The organism is Amycolatopsis sp. NPDC004079 (genome assembly GCF_040610415.1).
Classification (GTDB): Bacteria; Actinomycetota; Actinomycetes; order Mycobacteriales; family Pseudonocardiaceae; genus Amycolatopsis; species Amycolatopsis halotolerans.
In genome coordinates this window covers 149951-170303 of record NZ_JBEXMH010000001.1, presented here as the reverse complement: position 1 = coordinate 170303, position 20353 = coordinate 149951, and the positions used below count along the sequence as shown (strand labels likewise).

Here is a 20353-nt window from a genome sequence, read left to right as displayed (position 1 = left end):
ATGGTCACGAGAGCAGGTGGGGGACCTCGCTCCGGCGGCGCAATGCGAGGTGCATCATCGCGCGGCCGCCGAGTTCGAGGTCGTCATCGAGCGCCTTCAGCGCCGGCTCGCCGCCGACGCGGAGCTGGCCGACGAGATGCCGGTGCGTCGCCGCCAGGTGCTCCGCCGAGGACTCGGCCCGGATGGTCGCGAGCATGCAGTTCAGTTCGTTCGCGCAGGCCCGGTGCGCGGCGACCACACGAGGGTTTCCGCTGGCCGCCACGATTTCCGCGTGCACCGCGCTGTGCGCCTCGATCACGTGCCGCCACGGCGTTTCGGCGGTCATCGATTCGAGGTGCCGCACGGCCTCGTCGACGGCGTCGAAGTTCGCGTTCTGGAGGAGCGCCAGGCGCAGCGCGCCCAGTTCCAGGATCGACCGGTACGAGCACATCGCGTCGATGCGTTCGGCGGTCACCGCGGGCACGACGATTCCCTTGTTGCGCTGGTGTTCGAGAAGCCCCTCGGACACCAGCGTCTGCAGCCCGGACCGCACCGAATGCCGTCCGGCGCCGAACCTCGCGCTCAGCGATTCCTCGGTGAGCCGCGTCCCGGGTTCGAGGACGCCGTCCAGGAGGTCGTCGCGGAGGGCTTGCGCGATGCCGCCTGGCGTACTGCTCGCCTGATCGCGCACTTCGCCACTCGTTTCAGCAGAACTTCCCACAGCCACTGCCGATCTTAGCCGAGCCCACCGTCAAATCCGGGCGGGCAGGCGAAGGGAGGCGTGTTCCGAGCGGATCTCGTCGGTGCGCACGACGCCGAGAAGCCGCAGCGTTCGCGTGTACTCCGCGCGGAGGATCTCGATCGCGCGCTCGACGCCTTGCTCGCCCGCCGCCATCAGGCCGTACAGGTAAGCCCGGCCCACCATCGCCGCCGACGCGCCCAGTGCCCGCGCGGCGACCAGGTCGGCACCGGTCCGGACGCCGGTGTCGAGGATGATCTCGCAGTCGTCCCCGACCGCATCGACGACGCGCGGCAGCAGCTCCAGCGGGGTCGGCGCGCGGTCGAGCTGGCGGCCGCCGTGGTTCGAGAGCACGAGCGCGTCGACGCCGGAACCGGCCATCTCCTTGGCGTCCGCGACGCTCTGGATTCCCTTGACGATCAGCTTTCCCGGCCACAATTCGCGCAGCCACCGCAGGTCTTCGACGGTCAGGGACGGGTCGAACATCGTGCCGATCAGCTCTTCGACCGTGCCGTCGAAGTTGCTGAGCGCGGCGAACCGCAGCGGTTCTGTCGTCAGCAGGTTCATCCACCAGGACGGCCGCACGGCGATCCCGGCGAGCGTGCGGACGGTCAGCGTGGGCGGGATGGTCAGTCCATTGCGGACGTCGCGCATCCGCGCCCCGCCGATCGGGGTGTCGACGGTCAGGACGAGCGCTTCGTACCCGGCCCGCGCCGCGCGGTCGATCAGCGCTTCGCTCGCGGCGCGGTCTTTCCAGAGGTAGAGCTGGAACCACTGCCGCGCGGACGGCGCGCACGCCCGGACGTCTTCGAGATCGGTGGTGCCCATCGTCGAGAGCACGTAAGGGATTCCGGCGCGAGCGGCCGCGCGGGCGACGGCGATCTCGCCCTCGTGGTGCATCATGCGCGTGAAACCGGTGGGCGCGAGCACGAGCGGCAGAGCCGACTGTCCACCGAGGACGGACGTCGACGCGTCTACCTCGGTGACGTCCTGCAGCACGCGCGGATGCAACTCGACGTTCTCGAAGGCCCGCCGCGCCCGGCCGATGCTGATCTCCTGCTCCGCCGCGCCGTCGACGTAGTCGAAAACCGGCCGGGGAGTGCGGCGGCGCGCGATCGTGCGCAGGTCGTCGATGGTGTGCGCGGCGGCGAGGCGGCGCTCGCGGACGTCGAACCTCGGCTGCCGGAACTTGAGCAGCGGGCGGATCTCCGACGGCCGGGGCAGCCGCCGCTTGATCGGCCGCCGGGGCAGGTGCTCGGGTTCGAACGTGGTCATCCGCTGCCTCCTGGCCGCCGAGAGATCGGTACACAATGTGCGAGACGAAAAAGACTTGCTGCGCCGCCATTTCCGGAACTTGTGGGCACGGCGAGTCAAGCACGGTCCCGTCATGATCGCAAGGATTGTGACACAATCTGCTCAGCGGTGCGCGGCCTCCAGCGCGCCGAGAGTGTCCAGATCGTGCTCGAGCGCGTGCCGGGCCAGTGCGGTCCGGTTCGGACAGTCGAGCTTCACCAGCGACGACTCGACGTGGCTGCGCACCGTCCGGATCGCGATCCCGAGCCCCGTCGAGATCCGCTCGTTCGACCATCCGCGCGCGACCAGCCCGACCACGTCCAGCTCCCGGCCGGTCAACGGCTCGGGCTCGGGCACGCGGGAGATCCGCAGCAGCACGCCGTCCGGCCGACGCACCCGCGCCAGCACTCGCCACCAGACACCGTCCGCGTCCCGGTGGCGGAATCCGGTCCGCTCGGTCAGCACACACTGCGCGGCGAGCCGGAACTCGCGCTCGCTGAGCGGCAGCTGATCCACGGCGGCAGCGCGCACTTCGATCTGATTCCGCGAGACGAGCAGTACGACGTCGGCCGCGGACTCGCCCGGTTCGGCGCCGGGGTCGGCCAGCGCGGCGAAATCGTGCGACAACATCGTGAGCGCGAGGACGGATCCGTCGTCCAGCGGGCGGTCGTGCGTCGAACTCAGCGCTACGAAACTCCGCTCCGGACCAGTGCCCGGCGCGAGCGGCAGCGTGACGCCCTCGCGGAAACCGTAGGGCTGAATGCCTTCCCGGTACGTCCTTGTCTCGTGGACCTCCGGGATGTCAACGAAACGCAGCGGCAGACCCAATCGGGCCGCGCGCGAGTGGATCGGGCATTTCCACCGGTAGGTCGTGGTCAGGTAGCCGAGCATGTCCGCCGGGTAGCCGAGGTTGACCGTCGCGGTGCGCTGTTTGCTGCCGCTCACCAACGCGACGCAGGCGAAACCGAGTTTGTCCCGCACCGCGCGGAACGGAGTTTCGACGGGCAGTTCGCCGCGCCCCGCCGCGCGCACTTCCCGCGCGAGCCGAGCCCACCACTGCACATCCGCGGCCATGTTCCGAACCTCCGCTGCCGGACGGAGCATGAACGCCCGCCGTCCGGAATGTCAACGGGGCGCACATCCGAGGCGCGGGCGGAACGGCTTTTAAGCCGATGCGACGACCAACGCCCGCTCGTAGCGTTCCGGATCCCGGCTGAAGGAGACTCGATGAACCTCGACGAATACGCCGCCTTCGACGCCACCGCGCTCGCCGCGGTCATCGCCTCCGGCGAGGTGACTGCCGAGGAGGTCGCCGCGCTGGCGGTCGAGGCCGTCGGCAAGGTGAACCCGGAGCTGAACGCGGTCGCCGACGGCCCGTTCGAGCGTCCGCTCGACTACTCGCCGGACGGCCGGTTCGCCGGGGTTCCCTTCGCGATCAAGGATCTCGTCCTGCACGCCGCCGGAGTGCCGACCCGGATGGGCACGCGGCTGCTCGGCAAGGGCGTCGTGCCGTCGGAGGACACGCACCTGATGGAGCGGTTCCGCGCGGCGGGCCTGGCGACGCTGGCCGTCACGACCACTCCGGAGCTGGGATTCAACGGCAACTCCGAAGCGCTGGCCTACGGTTCGACGCGCAATCCGTGGAACACCGGGCACAGCGCCGGCGGATCCAGCGGCGGTTCGGCGGCGCTCGTCGCGGCCGGGGCGCTCCCGATCGCGCACGCCAACGACGGCGGCGGGTCGATCCGCGTGCCCGCCGCCTGCAACGGCCTGGTCGGGCTGAAACCGTCGCGCGGCCGGGTGCCCGCCGGGCCGGATTTCGCCGATCCGCTCTACGGAATGGGCGTCGAACTCGCGGTCTCCCGGACCGTCCGCGACACCGCGGCGCTGCTCGACGAGGTGGCGGTGAGCTATCCGGGCGACCCGTACGTTCTGGCACCGCCCGCGCGCCCGTGGCTGGACGAAGTCGGCTCCGATCTGGGTCGGCTCAGGATCGCGGTGCACACCGAATCCTGGGCGGGCAGCTACGTCGACCCGGAGGTGGCGCGCGCCGTCGAGGCAGCCGCTGAGGTGCTCGAAGCAGCGGGCCACCACGTCGAACGCGCGACGCCGGTCTTCGAGTGGGAGCCGTTCCTGCATGCGAATCACGTGCTGTGGTGCGGATTCCTGGCCGGTGCGGTCGCCGGGATCGAAGAAATGACCGGGGTCGCTGCCAGCCCGGAGAACCTCGAACGCACCTCTTGGGCGTGCGTCGAGTACGGCCGCTCGGTCAGCGGAATGGAACTGACGGCGGCGCTGGGTGCGATGAACGTCGTTTCCCGTGCGGCAGGACGGTTCTTCACCGGATACGACCTGCTGCTGACCCCGACGATGAACACCCCGGCGCTGCCGCTGGGCCGCCTCGACGCGAACGCCGATCTGGCTGCGGCAGACTGGACCAGGCAGCTGTTCGACGCCTGCACGTTCACGCCGTTGTTCAACCAGACCGGCGCGCCCGCGATCAGCCTTCCGCTCGGGCAGTCCTCGCAGGGGCTGCCGATCGGCGTCCAGCTGGGCGGTCCGGTCTGTTCGGAATCGCTGCTGCTGCGGGTCGCGGCGTTCCTGGAAGAGGCGATGCCGTGGGCGGACCGGCGGCCCGCGGTGCACGCCGCCGGGTGACTCACTGGGCCCGGCAGGTCCGGAGGTAGCTGAGGAACGAGGACTGCAGGCCAGTCACGTGCGTTTCGCGCAGGACCGCGGTGGTGACGTTTCCGCCGCGAGCCTTGAGGCGGTGCAGGAAGGTCGCCGTGTGCTTCGCGAGGCTTTGGTACACGGCGAGGTCTCCGAACAGCTCCTGGTCGTTGACCGTCACGTGCAGCTTGGCGGCAGGCAAACTGTCGCCGAGCTCGGCAAGCTGGGCGAAAACCTGACTGTCCTCGCCGATGACGCCAGGGCTGCCCGCTCCGATGCTTTCGAAGAGCGGGCAGCCGCTGAGCCAGGCGTAGAGGCTGAAGAGCCCGCCGTAGGAATAGCCGAAGAGGCCGTGGCCGCTCGGGGCGGCGTGGTAGGCGCGTTCGATCCGCGGGTGCAGTTCGTCGGCGAGGAAGGCCAGGAACGCGTCGGCGCGGCTGTCGCGCAGTTCGGCGAGGTAGGCGTCGGCTTCCTCGCGGGTCATCCTGCACGTTTGGACTCCCATCTCCACGGCGTCGACGAACTCCGGGGCGATGGGTTCGCCGGGCGGAACGAGATCCCGGTTGCGCAGCCGCGTCCAGTCCTGCGCCTCCTCGCCCGCGTAGCCGACGCTGACCTGGAGATAAGGCTGGATCTGCTGCATCGGATCCGCCTGGGTGACGATGAGCGGAGCCGTCATGCCGACGGCCCAGTTGCCGTCGAGCACGTACACGACCGGCACCCGCGTCTTGGTGTGGTCGTAGCCCGGCGGCGTGGTGACCCAGATGCCGTAGGTGTGCCCGCTGCGGGAACGCATTTCGAAGTAGTCGGTGTCGGCGAGGCAGCCTTGCCACAGAGTGCTCATCGGAGGTCCTTTACGACGCGTCCGGCTTGGACGACGACAACGGCGTTCGCGGGGTCGGCGAACAGCTTCGGATTTTCGAGCGGGTTTCCGTTCCACAACACGAGATCTGCCTGCAGGCCGGGCGCGATGACCCCCGCCTCGCCGGACAGGCCCAGGATCTCGGCATTGGTCTTCGTGGCCGCGACGAGAGCTTCCATCGGCGTTTCCAGGTCTGCGCGCAACGTGAGCTCTTCCCCTCGGCGGTCCTGAGCCGGACCGATGAGATCAGATCCGAGCCCGATCCGCACCTCGGCTTCCTTGGCGGCGGCGAGCGCCCCGGCCATCCGCTCGCGAACACCCAGCGCCCGATCGCGGATCGACTCGCCGAGACCGGTTTCGGCGGTGTCGCGCAGCAGGTGCTCGACGACGGCGAAAGTGGGCACCAGGGCAACGTCGTGGGCGGCCATCAGGGCGGCCGTGGACTCGTCGATGTCGGTGCCGTGCTCGACGCAGCGCACCCCGGCCTCGACCGCGTTCCGGATGCCTTCGTTGTTGTGGGCGTGCACCGTGACGTAAGTGCCCCGGGCCGCGGCTTCCTGGACGGCGACGGCGATTTCTTCCACGGTGAACTGGGTGTCGGTCAGCTTGTCGTGCGCGCTGACCACGCCGCCGGTCACGCAGAGCTTCAGGAAGGATGCCCCGCGACGGAAGGCCTCGCGCACGTTGCCGCGCAGCTCGTCCGCGTTGCCCGACATCATCGACAGGGCGGCCAGACCGGGGATGTGATGGCCGCTCCACAGCTCGGTGGGCTCCCATTCGGCTCCGTAGTAGCCGTGCCCGCCGGTCTGGCACTGGACCGGTCCGCACGACAGCACGCGCGGACCCCGGACCTTGCCCTTGGCGATCGTGGTGACGACGCCGCCGTCGATCCCGCCCGTGTCGCGGACGGTCGTGAAGCCCGCGTCGAGGGTGGCGCCGGCGGTGGCGAAGATGTCCGCCGCGATCTCGGCGGCGCTGAGCTGGAACGAGAACTGCGGCTGGATCGGGCTCGACAGGCCCAGGTGAACGTGGGCGTCGATCAGGCCGGGCGTCATGGTCAGCCCGGTGGCGTCGAGGCGTTCGCCGGAGCCGCCGGGCTCGGTGATCAGCCCGTCCTCGACGGCGACGGCGACGTCCTCGGGATCACGACCCGATCCGTCGAGGACTGTTGCGCCGACTATCTGAAAACGTCCCACGAGCCGTTCCCTCCGCCGTTGCCGCGTTCTTTTCCAATGGATAAACTGTGCGAGTGAGCCTGTCAAGCACGGAAGGCAGAGGCGACGCCCGCGAACGTCTCCTGGCCCGGCTTCTCGATGCCTTCGACGGGACACTTCCGTCGCCGGAGGTGTCGCTTCGCGAGGTCGCCGCCAGGGCCGAGACCAGCCACGCCCTGCTGCGCTACCACTTCGGGTCGCTCCCGGGCGTCTTGGCGGCCATGCTCGGGGCGCAGCGGTCCCGGGACAACGAGGAGCTTTTCAAGACTGCCCGGCAGGGCACATTCGAGGATCTCGTCGTGGCGATCTGGCGGACCTACACGCGCCCGGAGCAGCTGTCGCGGGTTCGCGGGTTCTTTCACGTCACCGGGCTGGCCGCGTACCGGCCGGAAGACTTCCGCGAGTTCATCGATTCGCTCGATGACCTGACCAAGATGCTGGCCTCGCTCGCGGAACGCGAAGGGCTCGCCGCCGAGGAGGCGCTGACCAGGGCCGCTGTCACCGTCGCCGCGATGCGCGGGCTGCTCTTGCAGGAAGTCCTGACTCCAGGGGCTTATTCGGAGGAGGCCCTTGCCCTGATCCTGCGCCTGGGCAACGGGAAGTCCTGATCAGGTTTCGGAGACGGTCCGGGACAACGCCAGCGCCACCGTCCGGACCGCGGGCGCGACCCGTTCGGTCCGCATCCGGGTCGCCCATCCGGAGATCGACACCGCGGCCACGGCGAGCCCGTTCGCGTCGACGAGCGGGCTCGCCGCGCACACCACGCCCACCCCGGATTCCTCGCGCTCGAAAGCAATTCCTTCTTCGCGAATCCGCGCCAGCTGCCGCCGCAGCAGCCCGGGCGCGGTGATCGTTCGAGGGCTGACCCGGGGGAGTCCGGCATCGATCACCCGGGTCACGACGTCGTCGGGGGAGCAGGACAGAATCGCCTTCCCGACGCCAGTCGCGTGCGCGGGAAACCGTCCGCCGGTCCGCGAAGGCAGATCCGGCGCGTCCGGCCCGCGCAGCACATCGAGGTAGACCACCTCGGTGCCTTCCAGTACCGCGAGATGCACCGTGTTCCGCGTGGCCTCCCGCAGATCCGCCAGGTACGGCCGAGCCGCTTCCACCAGACCGCGGCGGCGCACCGCGAGCTGGCCGATCTCGAACAGCCGCAGCCCGAGCCGGACCGAGGTGCCCTCGCGTTCCAGCAGGCCGGTGTCGGCCAGATGCCCGGCCAGCCGGTGCACGGTCGTCTTCGCGAGGCTGGTCCGGCGGGCCAGTTCGGAGACGCCCAGCGCGTCGTCGCCGGGGCGGAAGGCTTCCAGCACGGCGGCGACGCGCGCGGTCACGAGCCCGTCGCCGTTCCGTCCAGTGGTACGCATGGGTTGAGTGTGCCCCATCCCGGCGAGCACCGTGGCGGCATGGCGGAACGCAAGGTGACGGCCGCGATCGTCGGCCCGGGCAACATCGGTACGGATTTGCTGGCAAAACTCCAGCGCAGCGAGCACGTGGAAGTGCGCTACATGGTGGGCGTCGACCCGGCGTCGGACGGGCTCGCCCGCGCCGCGAAGCTCGGGCTCGAGACGTCCGCCGAGGGCGTCGGCTGGCTGCTGTCGCGCGCGGAACTGCCGGAGCTGGTGTTCGAGTCGACGTCGGCGAAGGCCCACAAAGCGAACGCGCCGCGGTACGCCGAGGCCGGCATCCGCGCGATCGACCTGACGCCCGCCGCGATCGGCCCGCTCACGTGCCCGGCGGTGAACCCGCCCGACCAGCTGACCGACCGCAACGTCAACATGATCACCTGCGGCGGCCAGGCGACCATCCCGATCGTGCACGCGGTTTCGCGGGTGACGCCGGTGTCGTACGCGGAGATCGTCGCGTCGGTGTCCTCGCGGTCGGCGGGACCCGGCACGCGCGCGAACATCGACGAGTTCACCGAGACCACGTCGCACGCGATCGAGAAGGTCGGCGGCGCGGACAAGGGCCGCGCGATCATCATCATCAACCCGATGGACCCGCCGATGATCATGCGCGACACGGTGTTCTGCGCGGTCGACCCGGACGCCGACTTCGACGCGATCAGCGAATCCGTGCACCGCATGGTGAAAGACGTCCAGCAGTACGTGCCGGGCTACACGCTCAAGGCCGACCCGCAGTTCGACCCGCCGCGGCCGGACTGGAGCGGCAAGGCCCGCGTGGGCGTCTTCCTCGAGGTCGCGGGCAACGGCGACTACCTGCCCAAGTACGCGGGCAACCTCGACATCATGACCGCCGCCGCCGCGCGCGTCGGCGATCTCTTCGCCGCTCAGGAGGTGGCCGCGTGAACAACACCGACGTCCGGCTGGTCGACACCACTCTGCGCGACGGCAGCCACGCCATGGCGCACCAGTTCACCGAAAAGCAGGTCCGCGACACCGTCCGCGCGCTCGACGACGCGGGCGTCTCGCTGATCGAGGTGACCCACGGCGACGGCCTCGGCGGCTCCACCTTCAACTACGGCTTTTCCTTGGTGGACGAGCGAAAGCTCATCGCCGCCGCGGTCGACGAGGCGAAGCAGGCGAAGATCGCCGTGCTCCTGCTGCCCGGTCTCGGCACGGTCACCGACCTGCGCGCGGCGGCCGATCTCGGCGCGGGCGCGGTGCGGATCGCGACCCACTGCACCGAGGCCGACGTGTCCATCCAGCACTTCGGCGCGGCCCGCGATCTCGGTCTCGAGACCGTCGGATTCCTGATGCTGTCGCACATGTCGACGCCCGACGACCTGGCGAAGCAGGCCCGGATCATGGTCGACGCGGGCTGTCAGTGCGTGTACGTCGTGGACTCCGCGGGCGCGCTGATCCTGGACGACGCCTCCGAACGCGTCGCCGCGCTCGTGGCGGAACTCGGCGACGATGCCCAGGTCGGGTACCACGGGCACCAGAACCTGAGCTTCGGCGTCGCCAACTCGGTGCTCGCTTATCGTGCGGGGGCCCGGCAGATCGACGGTTCGCTCGCCGCGCTCGGCGCGGGTGCGGGCAACTCGCCGACGGAGGTCCTGGCGGCCACGTTCGAGCGGCTCGGCATCAAAACCGGGGTGGACAAAGACGTTCTGATGGAAGCCGCGGAGAACGTCGTGAAGAAGTACCTGACCCGGCTGCCGGTGATGGACCGGTCGTCGATCATCCAGGGCTACGCCGGCGTGTACTCCAGCTTCCTGCTGCACGCCGAACGCGCGGCCGAGCGCTACGGCGTCCCGGCGCACGAAATCCTGTACAAGGTCGGCGAAGAACGCTACGTCGGCGGCCAGGAGGACATGATCATCGACATCGCGCTGCGGCTGCGCGACGAGCGGGCAGCCGCTCAGTGAGTCCCCGAGTCGAAAGCGTCCGCGCCGAGCACGAGCTTCACGCAGTGCTCGACGAGACGCTCGCGGCTCACCTTCAGCGTGCCGTCGAGGTAAGCGATGAACACGTTGCTGAGCGCGCCGACGAGACCGATCGCCACGAGCTGGCGGCCGGTTTCGTCGCCGTGCGACAGCTGTTCGCCGACGAGCGTGGCGAACGCCGGGAGGAGGTGCAGGCCGCGGCTGGTCAGCGCGGGATCGGTCAGCGGCGCGAGCAGCAGCACCCGGCCCTTGCGCGGGTCGTCCAGCACGAGTTCCACGAACGCCGTGACCGCGCGTCCGGCACGGCGGCCCGGATCGGCTTCGCCGGAAACGGCGTCGGCGAGCGCTTGCCGGGCTTGGTCCCCGACGTCCTCGTAAACAGCGGCGACCAGGCTTTCCCGGTCGGCGAAGCTTTCGTAGAAGTACCGCTCGGTCAGCTTCGCGGACCGGCACACCGCGCGGACGCTCACCGCCGCGCTGCCGTGGCTGCCGAGCAGGTCGAGCCCGGCGGCCAGCAGCTGCGCGCGACGCTGGGCCTTGCGGTCGTCCAGCGTCGTGCCCGCCCACGTGCGGCCCGGCATACCCGCTCCCGTCCCGAGTTGACCACAGATGTTGTCACATCCTAACCTGACAACAGCTGTAGTCACTTCGCCGACCCGCCGAGGAGCCGCGATGAGCAGGGAAGCACCTGAGCCGCTGGGGCCGGACTCGCTGACCTGGAAGTACTTCGGCGACTGGCGCGGGCTGCTGATCGCGCTGTGGGCCGGGTCGATGCAGAACATGCACCCGGGGCTCGGCGCGGGCGTCGAGGAGCATTCGCGGTTTTTCGAGGAACGGTGGCAGCGGCTCTTCCGCTCGCTGTACCCGATCGGCGGGGTGGTCTACGACGGCCCGCTCGCGTACCGCACGGCGCTGGAAGTGCGCGGCTACCACGACCGCATCAAGGGCGTGGACAAGAAGGGCCGCCGCTACCACGCGCTCGACCCGGACACGTATTACTGGGCGCATTCGACGTTCTTCGTCAGCACGATCCTGATCGCCGACAATTTCATGGGCGGGATCGGCGAAGAGGAAAAGCGCACGCTGTTCGACGAGCACGTGCGCTGGTGGCGGATGTACGACATGACGATGCGGCCGGTGCCGGAATCGTGGGAGGACTTCCAGCGGTACTGGAAGCACATGTGCACCGAGGTGCTGGAAGACAACAAGGCCACCCGCGACGTCCTCGACCTCGACGGCATCGCGAAACCGCCGTTCCTGCCTTGGCTGCCGGATCCACTGTGGACGCCGGTCTCGAAGATCATCGCCAAACAGTTCGTGTGGCTGACTGTCGGCCTGTACGACCCGGAAGTGCGCGATCTGCTCGGCTTTCGCTGGACCGTGCGGGACGCCCGGCGGCACCGGCGCGTCGGCAAGCTGATCAACGCGGCGTTCGCGCTGCTTCCGCACGATCGCCGCTACCATCCGCGGGCACGGGCGGGCTGGCGGCGCGCCCGCGGCGCACTGGCCCCGGGGACGCCGCCGGTCGAAACCCCGCGCCGCAATCTTCCCCCGCTCGCCGAGCGCGGGAAACCGGAGCACTACTCGCCGGACGTGCCGTGAGGGGAACCCTGAGGGAATCAGAGTCCCTCAGGGTTCCCCTCACGGACTTCGGAGATCAGGAGGGCTTGATGAAGCTGGGCTTTCACCTCGGGTACTGGGGGAGCGGCCCGATCCCGGGCGCGCGGGAGACCGTGCTCGAAGCGGAACGGCTCGGGTTCGACTCGGTGTGGTCGGCCGAGGCGTACGGGTCGGACGCGTTCACGCCGCTCGCCTGGATCGGCGCGGCGACCAGCCGGATCAAGCTCGGCACCAACATCGTGCAGATGTCCGCGCGCACCCCGACCGCGACGGCGATGACCGCGCTGACCATGGACCACCTCTCCGGCGGCCGGTTCGTGCTCGGGCTGGGCGCGTCCGGGCCGCAGGTGGTGGAGGGCTGGTACGGCCAGCCGTATCCGAAGCCGCTGGCGCGCACGCGCGAGTACGTCGAGATCGTGCGCAAGGTGCTGGCCCGCGAGGAGCCGGTGACGCTCGACGGGCAGTTTTTCCAGCTGCCGCTGCAGGGCGGGACCGGGCTGGGCAAACCGCTCAAGCCGACCGTGCACCCGCTGCGCGCCGACCTGCCGATCTACCTCGCCGCCGAAGGCCCGAAGAACGTCGCGCTGGCCGCGGAAATCTGCGACGGCTGGCTGCCGCTGTTCTTCTCGCCCAAGTCGGACGCGTTCTACCGGACCGCGCTGGAGGAGGGTTTCGCCCGCCCGGGCGCGCGGCGGAGCGGCCTGGACGGTTTCGAGGTGGCCGCGTCGGTGCCGGTGATCGTGCACGACGACGTCGAGGAGGCGGCGGGCTTCATCAAGCCCGCGCTGGCGCTGTACATCGGCGGCATGGGCGCGAAGAGCGTGAACTTCCACCACGACGTCTTCGCCCGGCTCGGGTACGCGGACGTGGCAGCCAAGGTGCAGGAGCTTTACCTGGCCGGGCGCAAGGAAGAGGCGGTCAAGGCGATTCCGACTTCGCTGGTCGAGGACACCTCGCTGATCGGGCCCGCGGAGAAGATCCGGGAGGAACTGTCCGCTTGGGAAGCCACCGTGGTCACCACGCTGCTGCTGCGCGGGGACGCGGGATCCTTGGCGAAGGCGGCGAAAGCGCTGTCCTGACCCCTCGACCCCTCGGGGCGACCCCGCGTATTTCGTCGGCACCGCGAGCACCCGGCGTGCGTCAAAGCGGTGGTCGCGACGCTGCCGCACGTGGTCAGCGTCGAGAGCAACTACCGGACGCATGTCGGCATGGGCCGGACCGGCAACGTGGTCATCGATGCCGACACCGATGACGAGGGGGTGCGGAGGACCGTGCTCGCGGCGGCGTTCCCGGCGATCGTCAAGGCCGCCGACGGGGACCCCGAGGTCAGTCTCGGCATCCAGGTCGTCTCGGCGTCGGGCGGCACCGCGGTCACGCCGGGGGACCTCGGCTACTCCGGGACCGGAACGCTCGGCAGCTACCGGGCCTTCCTCGCCGGACACCCTGAGCTGCACCCGTGAAAGGCCTGTCCGGAAAGCAAGGCGGTAGTCGGCCCGGTACGGCCGGTGCATCACGACGGTGGCACGATTCCTCCCGACCACTACCGGGAACCGGCGAAGATCCATTAGGCATGCGTTCGTCGTTCCGCCTTCGAGGAGGACCTTTGGCGTCGCTGTCCCGCCGCACGAGATTCCGCTACTCGCTCGGCTCCTTCGTCACCGGCGGGTTCGGCACGGTGCCGGGGCTGCTCCTGCTGCCGTACCTCACCGACACGATGGCCGTGCCCGCGGCGGCGGCCGGGGTGATCGTGTTCGTGCCCAAGGCGTGGGACGTGGTCTTCAACCCGATCGCCGGACGGCTGTCCGACGCCGACCTCGCGCGCACCGGCAGCAGGCGGCGGTTCTTGCTGCGTGGCGGGATCGGCGTCGCGATCCTGTTCGCCGCTCTGTTCGCGCATCCCGGCTTCGGCGCGCCGGCGTGGGACGCGGCGTACGTCGTGGCGATGTTCTTCCTGTGCGCCACCGCGTACGCGTTCTTCCAGGTGCCGTTCAACGCGCTTCCGGCCGAGCTGACCGATTCCGCCGAGGAACGCACGAAACTCACCAGCGTCCGGATCGGCGTGCTCGCGGTCGCGGTGCTGGTGTCCGGCGGCGGCGCCCCGGCGATCACCGACCTCCTGCCCGGCGTCGCGGGCTACCGGGTGATGGGCCTGGTGATGGCGGTGATCATCCTGGCCGCCACGCTCGGCGTCTACTTCGGCCTGAAGGGCGCGCCGGTCGGCTCGCTGCGGCCCAACACGGTGCGGCTCAAGGAATTGGCGCGCACCATCGCGCAGTGGCGGTCGTTCCGGTGGCTGCTGGGCGTCTACTTCATCCAGGCGCTCGGCATCGGCACGGTGCTCGCCGCGATCCCGTACTTCGCGCAGCACGTGCTCGGCGACCCGAGCTACCGCACCTACCTGTTCGTCGGATTCGTCGGGCCCGCGCTCGTCACGATGCCGGTGTGGCCGCGGCTCGGCGCGCGCTGGGGCAAGCTCGTCGGATTCCGCATCGCGACCACGTCGTTCTTCGTCGGCCTGGTGGCGATGTACTTCGCCGACCAGCTCCCGTTCGCCGCGACGCTGGTGTTCGTCGCGCTCGCCGGCGTCGGCTACGCGGGCATTTCGGTGTTCCCGCTGGCGATCCTGCCGGACCTGATCAGCGCCGAGGAGGAGCGGACCGGCGAGACCCGGGCGGGCGTCACGGCCGGCGTGTGGACCGCGTCCGAGACGCTCGGGCTCGCGCTCGGACCGGGACTGCTCGGCATCGTGCTGCAGGCGGGGAGCTACGTGTCGAGCACCGGTTCCACCGCGGTCCCGCAGCCGCCGTCGGCGATCACCGCGATCGTGATCGGCGCGTCGGTGCTGCCTGCGGTGCTGATCGCGCTCGGCATCCCGCTGCTGCGCCGTTCGGTGCTGGAGAAGCGGCCGTGAACGACGTCCTCGCGCGGCTGCGCGAACTCCGCTCCGGCGACCTGCCGACGCACGGCGGCCGCACCCTGGCCTACGTGTACGACAGCGGACTGTCCGAAGTGGACGAAATCGCCGCCGCCGCGCACGCGCTGGCCAGTTCGGCCAACGGACTCGACCCGACCGCGTTCCCCAGCCTCCTGCGCATGGAGAACGACCTGGTCGCCCGCGCGGCCGGACTGCTCGGCGGCACCCCGGACACGGTCGGCGCGGTGACGTCCGGCGGCACCGAATCGTGCCTGCTGGCGGTCCTCGCCGCCCGCGACTCCCGGCCGGACATCGAGGCGCCTTCGATCGTGCTGCCGGAAACCGCGCACGCCGCGTTCCACAAGGCGGCGCACCTGTTCGGCGTCCGGAAGGTCGTCGTGCCGGTCGATCCGGAGACCTTCCGCGCGGACCCGGCGGCGATGGCCGAGGCGATAGACGACTCCACCGTGCTCGTCGTGGCGAGCGCGCCTTCGTACGCACACGGCGTCGTCGACCCGATCCCGGAAATCGCCGCCGCGGCTTCGGCTCGCGGAGTGCGCATGCACGTCGACGCGTGCATCGGCGGCTGGGTGCTGCCCTACTTCGCGAAGCTCGGCGCGGACCTGCCGCCGTTCGACTTCCGCGTCCCGGGCGTCACCAGCATTTCGGTGGACCTGCACAAATACGCCTACTGCGCCAAGGGCGTCTCGGTGCTGCTGCACGCTTCCGCGGAACTCCGCCGGACGCATTTCTTCGCGAGCGCGGCGTGGCCCGGCTACACGATGCTCAACCCGACGCTGCAAAGCACCCGCTCCGGCGGTCCGCTCGCCGCCGCGTGGGCCGTCGTGCACCACCTCGGCGAGGACGGCTACCTGAAGCTGGCCTCGCGCACGCGGGAAGCGGTGGACCGGATTCGCGCCGGCGTGGCTTCGATTCCGGGTCTGCGCGTGCTGGGCGACCCGGTGTCGACGCTGGTGGCGTTCACCGGCTCGGACGGCTTCGACCTGTTCACCGTCGCCGACGAGATGAAGGCGCGCGGCTGGTACGTGCAGCCGCAGTTCGCGCACGGGACTTCTCCGTTGAACCTGCACCTCACCGTCACCGCCGCCAACCACGGCAGCGAACCGGAATTCCTCGCTGATCTGGCGGCTTCCGTCGAGGCGGCGCGCGCGGACGGACCGGTGCGGGTCGATCCGGACGTCGCCGCGTTCGTGGCCGCGCTGGACCCGGGGACGCTGACGTCCGAGCAGTTCGGCGGGCTGCTCGCCGCGGCGGGCCTGACCGGTGCGGCCGGGCTGCCGGAGCGGATGGCGCCGGTCAACGCGCTGCTGGCGGTCGCGCCGGAACCGTTGCGGGAGCGGCTGCTGGTGGAGTTTTTGGGCGCGCTGTACACGCCGTCGCGGGACTAGCACAACCGAACGGCCGCTCGCCCGTCCAGTGATCATGGGGAGTGCTGAGGAAAACCGAAGACCGGACCTGGTGCTGGCCGCGGTCGTGTTCCTGCTCGGCTGGCTGCTGGCCGCCGCCGTGAGCTACTTCGTCGTGCCGATCAGCGGCGTGATCCCGGTGCCGGTCATCGTGCTCACGGCGGGAGCGTGGCTGACCGCGGCGACGGCGACGGGCATCAGCGCGTGGCTGGTGTGGCGCGGGCTGCGCTGGCCGGGTCTCGCCGGATACGCGGTGCTCACCGCGGCGTGCGCGGTGCTGATGGCCAGCACCAACTGGGTGCACTTCTACGCCGCTACCTGGTACTCGATGCACCGGGCGGACTATGCCGACGTGCTGCGCTCCCTGAACGGGCTCAAGAGGGGCGAAAAGCCGCCGCCGGCGATTTCGCGGATCAACAACGACCCGGACCGGCCGGTGTGGTTCGTCCGCGCCTGGGCGGGGATTCCCGACTGCGCCGCCGGGTTCGCCCACTTCAGCGGTTCCCCGGAGAAGTACCTTCCCGGCCGTCCCGTCGACTCGTACGACTACCTCGACGGCCTGGGCTGTGCCGTCCGCCCGACGGTCGACCTGGGCGACGGCTGGTGGTGGGTCGAGTAGCCGTTTCGCAACCGGACTGGCTGCGAAACGGCCCCGGCCTCAGAGGGCCCGGCGGAGGAGCGGCAGCAGCCGTTCCCAATGCCGTCGCAGGCCATCGGCGTCGAAAGAATCGGTGTCGGCCATGGTGAATCCGTGGATGGTGCTGGGGTAGATCTCGGACGTGTAGCTGACCCCTGCCGCATCAAGGGCTTGGTTGAGTTCGCCGAGAGTGTCCGGCGTCAGGTCGGAAGCGGCGTGTCCGAAGTGCGCCTGCGCGGTGAGCTGAGCGAAGCTCTCCGGCCCGGCAGCGCCGACGGGCGCGTGGAATCCGGCGACAGCCGCCACCTGATCCGGGTGGGCCGCCGCGGTGCGGACTGCGTGGAGGCCGCCGATGCAATAGCCGGTGACCCCGACCGGTCCGGCGCTGACTTCCGGCTGAGCGGCGAGGAAGTCGAGGTACGCGCTGGCGTCGCGCAGCACCAGTTCGGGGGTGTGCGCTTCGATCAACGGCATCACCTGAGCGAAGACCCCGGGGCGCTCGTCCGCTCCGATGAATTCCGGAAGTTCGAGCACGGGCGCGGGGCCCTGCCGATAGAAATAGTTGGGTACGAGCACGTAGTAGCCGTGCGAGGCCAGTTGGAGGGCCAGGTCGCGCAGTACGGGCCGGATGCCGAAACCGTCGGCGTACATCAGCACGCCTGGGTGCCGCTCGCCGTCGTCGGGGAACGCGGCGAAGGCGTCGGCTTGGCCGTCAGGGGTGGGGATCAGCAGAGTCTTGCCGGGCATGAATGTCTCCTGTCGTCGTTGAGGTGCCTGTGGTCACGACGAAGGAGGCGGGGCCCGCGCGGCGCTCAGAAGAGTGCCGGGTAGCCGATCCGTGAGTGGCGTGAAGCCGTCCCGGTAGTCATCGCTGATCAACCTAGCCCACCGGGCGGCGCCGGTCGAACCGGTATCCGGCGCTTGACGTCAAGTCCGCTTGATGTCGAACACTGGCGGTGATCGACACGAACGCTGGAGGCAGGCATGAGCAAGGCGATGGGGTTCCGCGAGCTGGGCGGGCCGGAAGTGCTGCGGCTGGAGGAGGTGCCGGAGCCGCATGCCGGACCGGGGGAGGTGCGGATCCGGATGAAGGCCGCGGGGCTGCAGGCGTTCGACGTCGCGGTGCTCGCCGGGCTCATCCCGGTGCCGGAACCGGGCGCGTTCACCGTGCCGGGCAACGAGTTCGCCGGGGTGATCGACGAAATCGAGGAAGGCGTCGAAGGGTTCGCGGCGGGCGACGAGGTGCTCGGGTTCGGCAGGCTGGGCGCGTATCAGGAACTGGTCGTCGCCGGGCGGGACCAGGTGGTGCCCAAGCCGCCGGAGATGCCGTGGGAGGTCGCGGGCGCGTTCACCGCGGCGGCGCAGACCGCGGACATCGCGGTCGAGGTGATCAACGTCGGCCCCGGCGACACGGTGCTGGTGCACGGCGCGGCAGGCTCTGTCGGGGCGATGGCGGTGCAACTGTCGCGGCTGCGCGGTGCGAAGGCGCTTGGGGTCGCGCGTCCGGCGTGGCACGAGCAGGTGCGGGCACTCGGCGCGATTCCCCTTGCCTACAGCGAGGATTTCGTCGAACGGGTGGCTCCGCACGGCGTCACGGCGTCGATCGACGGGGTCGGCGGCGCCGCACTGGAGTACACCTTGGAGCTGATCAAGGACCGGTCCCGGATTCTCACCCTGGTCGAGCACGACCGCGCCGACGAACTCGGCGTCCGGCTCACGGTGAACGACCGCTCGGCAGCCCGCCTCGGGCGGCTGGCGGGCCTGTACGCGAAAGGCGAGCTGACGCACCGCATCATGGCGACCTTCCCGCTCGCCGAAGCCGCCGAAGCGATGCGGACCTACCAGGCGGGCGACATCCACGGCAAGATCGCGCTCACGATGGACTGACCTGGTCCTGGTGGAAGTACCGCTTCCCCCGTGACGCCGACGCCAGCGCGGCGACCAGCGCCATCGCCGCGGCCGCGACGAACACCGTGACCAGTCCGTCGTGGAACGGCCCGGAAATCAGGGTCGGAAAGAACTCCTTGCCGGTCAGCGCGGCGGAATCGGCGGGGGAGAGCTGGCTGAGCACCCCGGGGCCGACCAGGTGCGCCACCGGGTTGCTGCCCAGGAAAGCGGCGAAGAGGGTGCTCACCGGCGGCAGCTGGGCGATGTTCGCGGCGACGTCCGCGGGGACGCCGTGCGCCTGGAGCCCGCCGGTGAGCGTCGACGGCAGCGAGCCGGCCAGCCCGGCGATCATCAGCGAGAAGAACACGCCGATGGACAGCGACGTCCCGGAATTCTGGAACGTCGAGCGCATGCCGGACGCGACGCCGCGCTGGTTGTCCGGCACGCTGCTCATGATCGCGGAGGTGTTGGGCGCGGAGAACATGCCCTGCCCGATGCCGCTCAGCACGAGCAGCGCCGCGAACGCCGGGTAGCTGAAGTCCACCGGCAGCGCGAGCAGGCCGAGGAAGGATCCGGCGACCAGCAGCAGCCCGCCGGTGGAGAACAGCCGCGCGCCGAAACGGTCGGAGAGGAATCCGGAGACCGGACCGGCGATCAGGAACCCGGCGGTGAGCGGCAGCAGGTAGATCCCGGCCCACAGCGGGGTCTGCTCGTAGTCGTAGCCGTGCAAGGGAAGCCAGATCCCCTGCAGCCAGATGATGAGCATGAACTGCATCCCGCCGCGCGCGATCGCGGTGAGCAGCGCGGCGAGGTTCCCGGCGGTGAACGCGCGGATGCGGAACAGCGACAGCTGGAACATCGGCGCCGGCACCCTGGTCTCGATCACGCAGAACGCCGCGAGCAGCGCGATCCCGGCGCCGAGCCCGCCGAGCACCCACGGGTTGCCCCAGCCGGTCGCCGCGCCGCCGTAGGGCTGGATGCCGTAGGTGATCGAGGCGAGGACGACCGCGGTGCCGAGCGCGAAGGTGACGTTGCCGCCCCAGTCGATCCGCGACCGTTGCGGACGGCTGATCTCGCGGAGGCTGCGGATCGACCAGACGGTGCCGAAAACGCCGAACGGCACGCTCACCCAGAACACCGCGCGCCAGTCGAGTTCGGCCAGCAGGCCGCCCGCGACGAGACCGAGGAACTGCCCGGCCAGCGCGGTGATCTGGTTGACGCCCAGCGCCATTCCCCGCTGTTCGCGCGGGAACGCGTCGGTGAGGATCGCCGCGGAGTTCGCGGTGAGCATCGCGCCGCCGACGGCCTGCACCACCCGCCAGCCGATCAGCCAGAGCGCGCCGCCGCCCGCGTGGAACGGGTCGAACGACAGCGCCACCGAGGCGGCGCTGAAGATCACGAACCCGACGTTGTACATCCGGACGCGGCCGAACATGTCGCCGAGCCGCCCGAGCGTGACCACCAGGACCGCGGACACCAGCAGGTAGCCGAGGATCATCCACAGCAGGTAGCCGATGTTGGCCGGGGCCAGCGGGTCCAGGCCGATGCCGCGGAAGATCGCGGGCAGCGAGATGATCACGATCGAGCCGTCGAGCGCCGACATCAGCACGCCGAGGGTGGTGTTGGAGAGCGCCACCCACTTGTACCGCCCGCTGTGCCGCGTCTGGGTTTCGCTCGTCCGGTCCGCCACAATCGACAGCCTAGACTGATAAACCTAGCCTGTTCAACTGGTGCGAAACGGGTATCCCGGACGAACGGACCCGTG

Annotated in this window: 20 protein-coding genes; 11 read left to right on the top strand and 9 right to left on the bottom strand. The window is 70.1% G+C overall.

Going from position 1 to position 20353, the window contains the following annotated elements; genetic code table 11:
- Window positions 1-4: 4 nt before the first annotated feature.
- The 3 genes from ABZX37_RS00815 to ABZX37_RS00805 form a co-directional block, all read right to left on the bottom strand.
- Complete coding sequence (locus ABZX37_RS00815) at window positions 5-670, bottom strand: GntR family transcriptional regulator (protein ID WP_354734888.1); 666 nt, start codon at window positions 668-670, stop codon at window positions 5-7.
- Window positions 671-730: 60 nt separating this feature from the next.
- Window positions 731-1993 carry an alpha-hydroxy acid oxidase gene (locus ABZX37_RS00810; RefSeq protein WP_354734887.1) on the bottom strand — a complete coding sequence of 421 codons (1263 nt, stop codon included), beginning with the start codon at window positions 1991-1993 and terminating at the stop codon, window positions 731-733.
- A gap of 141 nt (window positions 1994-2134) precedes the next feature.
- Entirely contained in the window at window positions 2135-3085 is a 951-nt protein-coding gene (locus ABZX37_RS00805) for a helix-turn-helix transcriptional regulator (protein ID WP_354734886.1), read from the bottom strand.
- 153 nt (window positions 3086-3238) lie between these two features.
- On the opposite strand from ABZX37_RS00805, the gene ABZX37_RS00800 reads away from it, so the two are divergent.
- On the top strand, window positions 3239-4669 hold the full coding sequence (locus ABZX37_RS00800; protein WP_354734885.1) for an amidase family protein: 1431 nt from the start codon (window positions 3239-3241) through the stop codon (window positions 4667-4669).
- Window position 4670: 1 nt separating this feature from the next.
- Here ABZX37_RS00800 and ABZX37_RS00795 read toward each other — a convergent pair whose 3' ends face one another.
- Both ABZX37_RS00795 and ABZX37_RS00790 read right to left on the bottom strand, forming a co-directional pair.
- Complete coding sequence (locus ABZX37_RS00795) at window positions 4671-5525, bottom strand: alpha/beta hydrolase-fold protein (protein ID WP_354734884.1); 855 nt, start codon at window positions 5523-5525, stop codon at window positions 4671-4673.
- On the bottom strand, window positions 5522-6739 hold the full coding sequence (locus ABZX37_RS00790; protein ID WP_354734883.1) for an amidohydrolase family protein: 1218 nt from the start codon (window positions 6737-6739) through the stop codon (window positions 5522-5524). Before ABZX37_RS00790 ends, ABZX37_RS00795 begins: the two co-directional genes overlap by 4 nt.
- 53 nt (window positions 6740-6792) lie before the next feature.
- On the opposite strand from ABZX37_RS00790, the gene ABZX37_RS00785 reads away from it, so the two are divergent.
- Window positions 6793-7365: a TetR/AcrR family transcriptional regulator gene (locus tag ABZX37_RS00785; RefSeq protein WP_354734882.1), complete on the top strand. Its 573-nt coding sequence runs from the start codon at window positions 6793-6795 to the stop codon at window positions 7363-7365.
- Here the strand turns inward: ABZX37_RS00785 and ABZX37_RS00780 are convergent, their stop codons facing one another.
- Window positions 7366-8121 carry an IclR family transcriptional regulator gene (locus ABZX37_RS00780; protein WP_354734881.1) on the bottom strand — a complete coding sequence of 252 codons (756 nt, stop codon included), beginning with the start codon at window positions 8119-8121 and terminating at the stop codon, window positions 7366-7368. It abuts the gene before it with no gap.
- 39 nt (window positions 8122-8160) lie between these two features.
- On the opposite strand from ABZX37_RS00780, the gene ABZX37_RS00775 reads away from it, so the two are divergent.
- Together ABZX37_RS00775 and dmpG are read left to right on the top strand one after the other, a co-directional pair.
- Window positions 8161-9063: an acetaldehyde dehydrogenase (acetylating) gene (locus tag ABZX37_RS00775; protein ID WP_354734880.1), complete on the top strand. Its 903-nt coding sequence runs from the start codon at window positions 8161-8163 to the stop codon at window positions 9061-9063.
- The gene (gene dmpG / locus ABZX37_RS00770) at window positions 9060-10085 is read left to right on the top strand and encodes a 4-hydroxy-2-oxovalerate aldolase (RefSeq protein WP_354734879.1); all 1026 of its coding nucleotides are present in this window, start codon (window positions 9060-9062) and stop codon (window positions 10083-10085) included. Before ABZX37_RS00775 ends, dmpG begins: the two co-directional genes overlap by 4 nt.
- On the opposite strand, the gene ABZX37_RS00765 is transcribed toward dmpG, so the two are convergent.
- A complete protein-coding gene (locus tag ABZX37_RS00765; RefSeq protein ID WP_354734878.1) occupies window positions 10079-10684 on the bottom strand; it encodes a TetR family transcriptional regulator in 606 nt (201 codons plus the stop codon). The two genes, dmpG and ABZX37_RS00765, sit on opposite strands and share 7 nt — an antisense overlap.
- Before the next feature lie 91 nt (window positions 10685-10775).
- Between ABZX37_RS00765 and ABZX37_RS00760 the strand changes: the two genes are divergently transcribed.
- The 6 genes from ABZX37_RS00760 to ABZX37_RS00735 all read left to right on the top strand — a co-directional run bounded on the left by ABZX37_RS00760 (window position 10776) and on the right by ABZX37_RS00735 (window position 16683).
- Window positions 10776-11705, top strand: coding sequence for an oxygenase MpaB family protein (locus tag ABZX37_RS00760; protein WP_354734877.1), 930 nt, complete (start codon window positions 10776-10778; stop codon window positions 11703-11705).
- Window positions 11706-11773: 68 nt separating this feature from the next.
- Entirely contained in the window at window positions 11774-12802 is a 1029-nt protein-coding gene (locus ABZX37_RS00755; RefSeq protein WP_354734876.1) for an LLM class F420-dependent oxidoreductase, read from the top strand.
- Between the two features lie 90 nt (window positions 12803-12892).
- A complete protein-coding gene (locus tag ABZX37_RS00750) occupies window positions 12893-13183 on the top strand; it encodes a hypothetical protein (RefSeq protein WP_354734875.1) in 291 nt (96 codons plus the stop codon).
- A gap of 143 nt (window positions 13184-13326) precedes the next feature.
- Window positions 13327-14634: an MFS transporter gene (locus ABZX37_RS00745; RefSeq protein ID WP_354734874.1), complete on the top strand. Its 1308-nt coding sequence runs from the start codon at window positions 13327-13329 to the stop codon at window positions 14632-14634.
- Window positions 14631-16046, top strand: a complete 1416-nt coding sequence (locus ABZX37_RS00740; protein ID WP_354734873.1) for an aspartate aminotransferase family protein — start codon at window positions 14631-14633, stop codon at window positions 16044-16046. Before ABZX37_RS00745 ends, ABZX37_RS00740 begins: the two co-directional genes overlap by 4 nt.
- Window positions 16047-16080: 34 nt before the next feature.
- Entirely contained in the window at window positions 16081-16683 is a 603-nt protein-coding gene (locus ABZX37_RS00735) for a hypothetical protein (protein ID WP_354734872.1), read from the top strand.
- 39 nt (window positions 16684-16722) lie between these two features.
- Here the strand turns inward: ABZX37_RS00735 and ABZX37_RS00730 are convergent, their stop codons facing one another.
- Window positions 16723-17448: a dienelactone hydrolase family protein gene (locus ABZX37_RS00730; RefSeq protein ID WP_354734871.1), complete on the bottom strand. Its 726-nt coding sequence runs from the start codon at window positions 17446-17448 to the stop codon at window positions 16723-16725.
- A 237-nt stretch (window positions 17449-17685) separates the two neighbouring features.
- On the opposite strand from ABZX37_RS00730, the gene ABZX37_RS00725 reads away from it, so the two are divergent.
- Window positions 17686-18588: an NADP-dependent oxidoreductase gene (locus tag ABZX37_RS00725; protein ID WP_354734870.1), complete on the top strand. Its 903-nt coding sequence runs from the start codon at window positions 17686-17688 to the stop codon at window positions 18586-18588.
- Here ABZX37_RS00725 and ABZX37_RS00720 read toward each other — a convergent pair.
- Window positions 18575-20278: an MFS transporter gene (locus tag ABZX37_RS00720; protein ID WP_354734869.1), complete on the bottom strand. Its 1704-nt coding sequence runs from the start codon at window positions 20276-20278 to the stop codon at window positions 18575-18577. The genes ABZX37_RS00725 and ABZX37_RS00720 overlap by 14 nt on opposite strands.
- Window positions 20279-20353 lie beyond the last annotated feature (75 nt).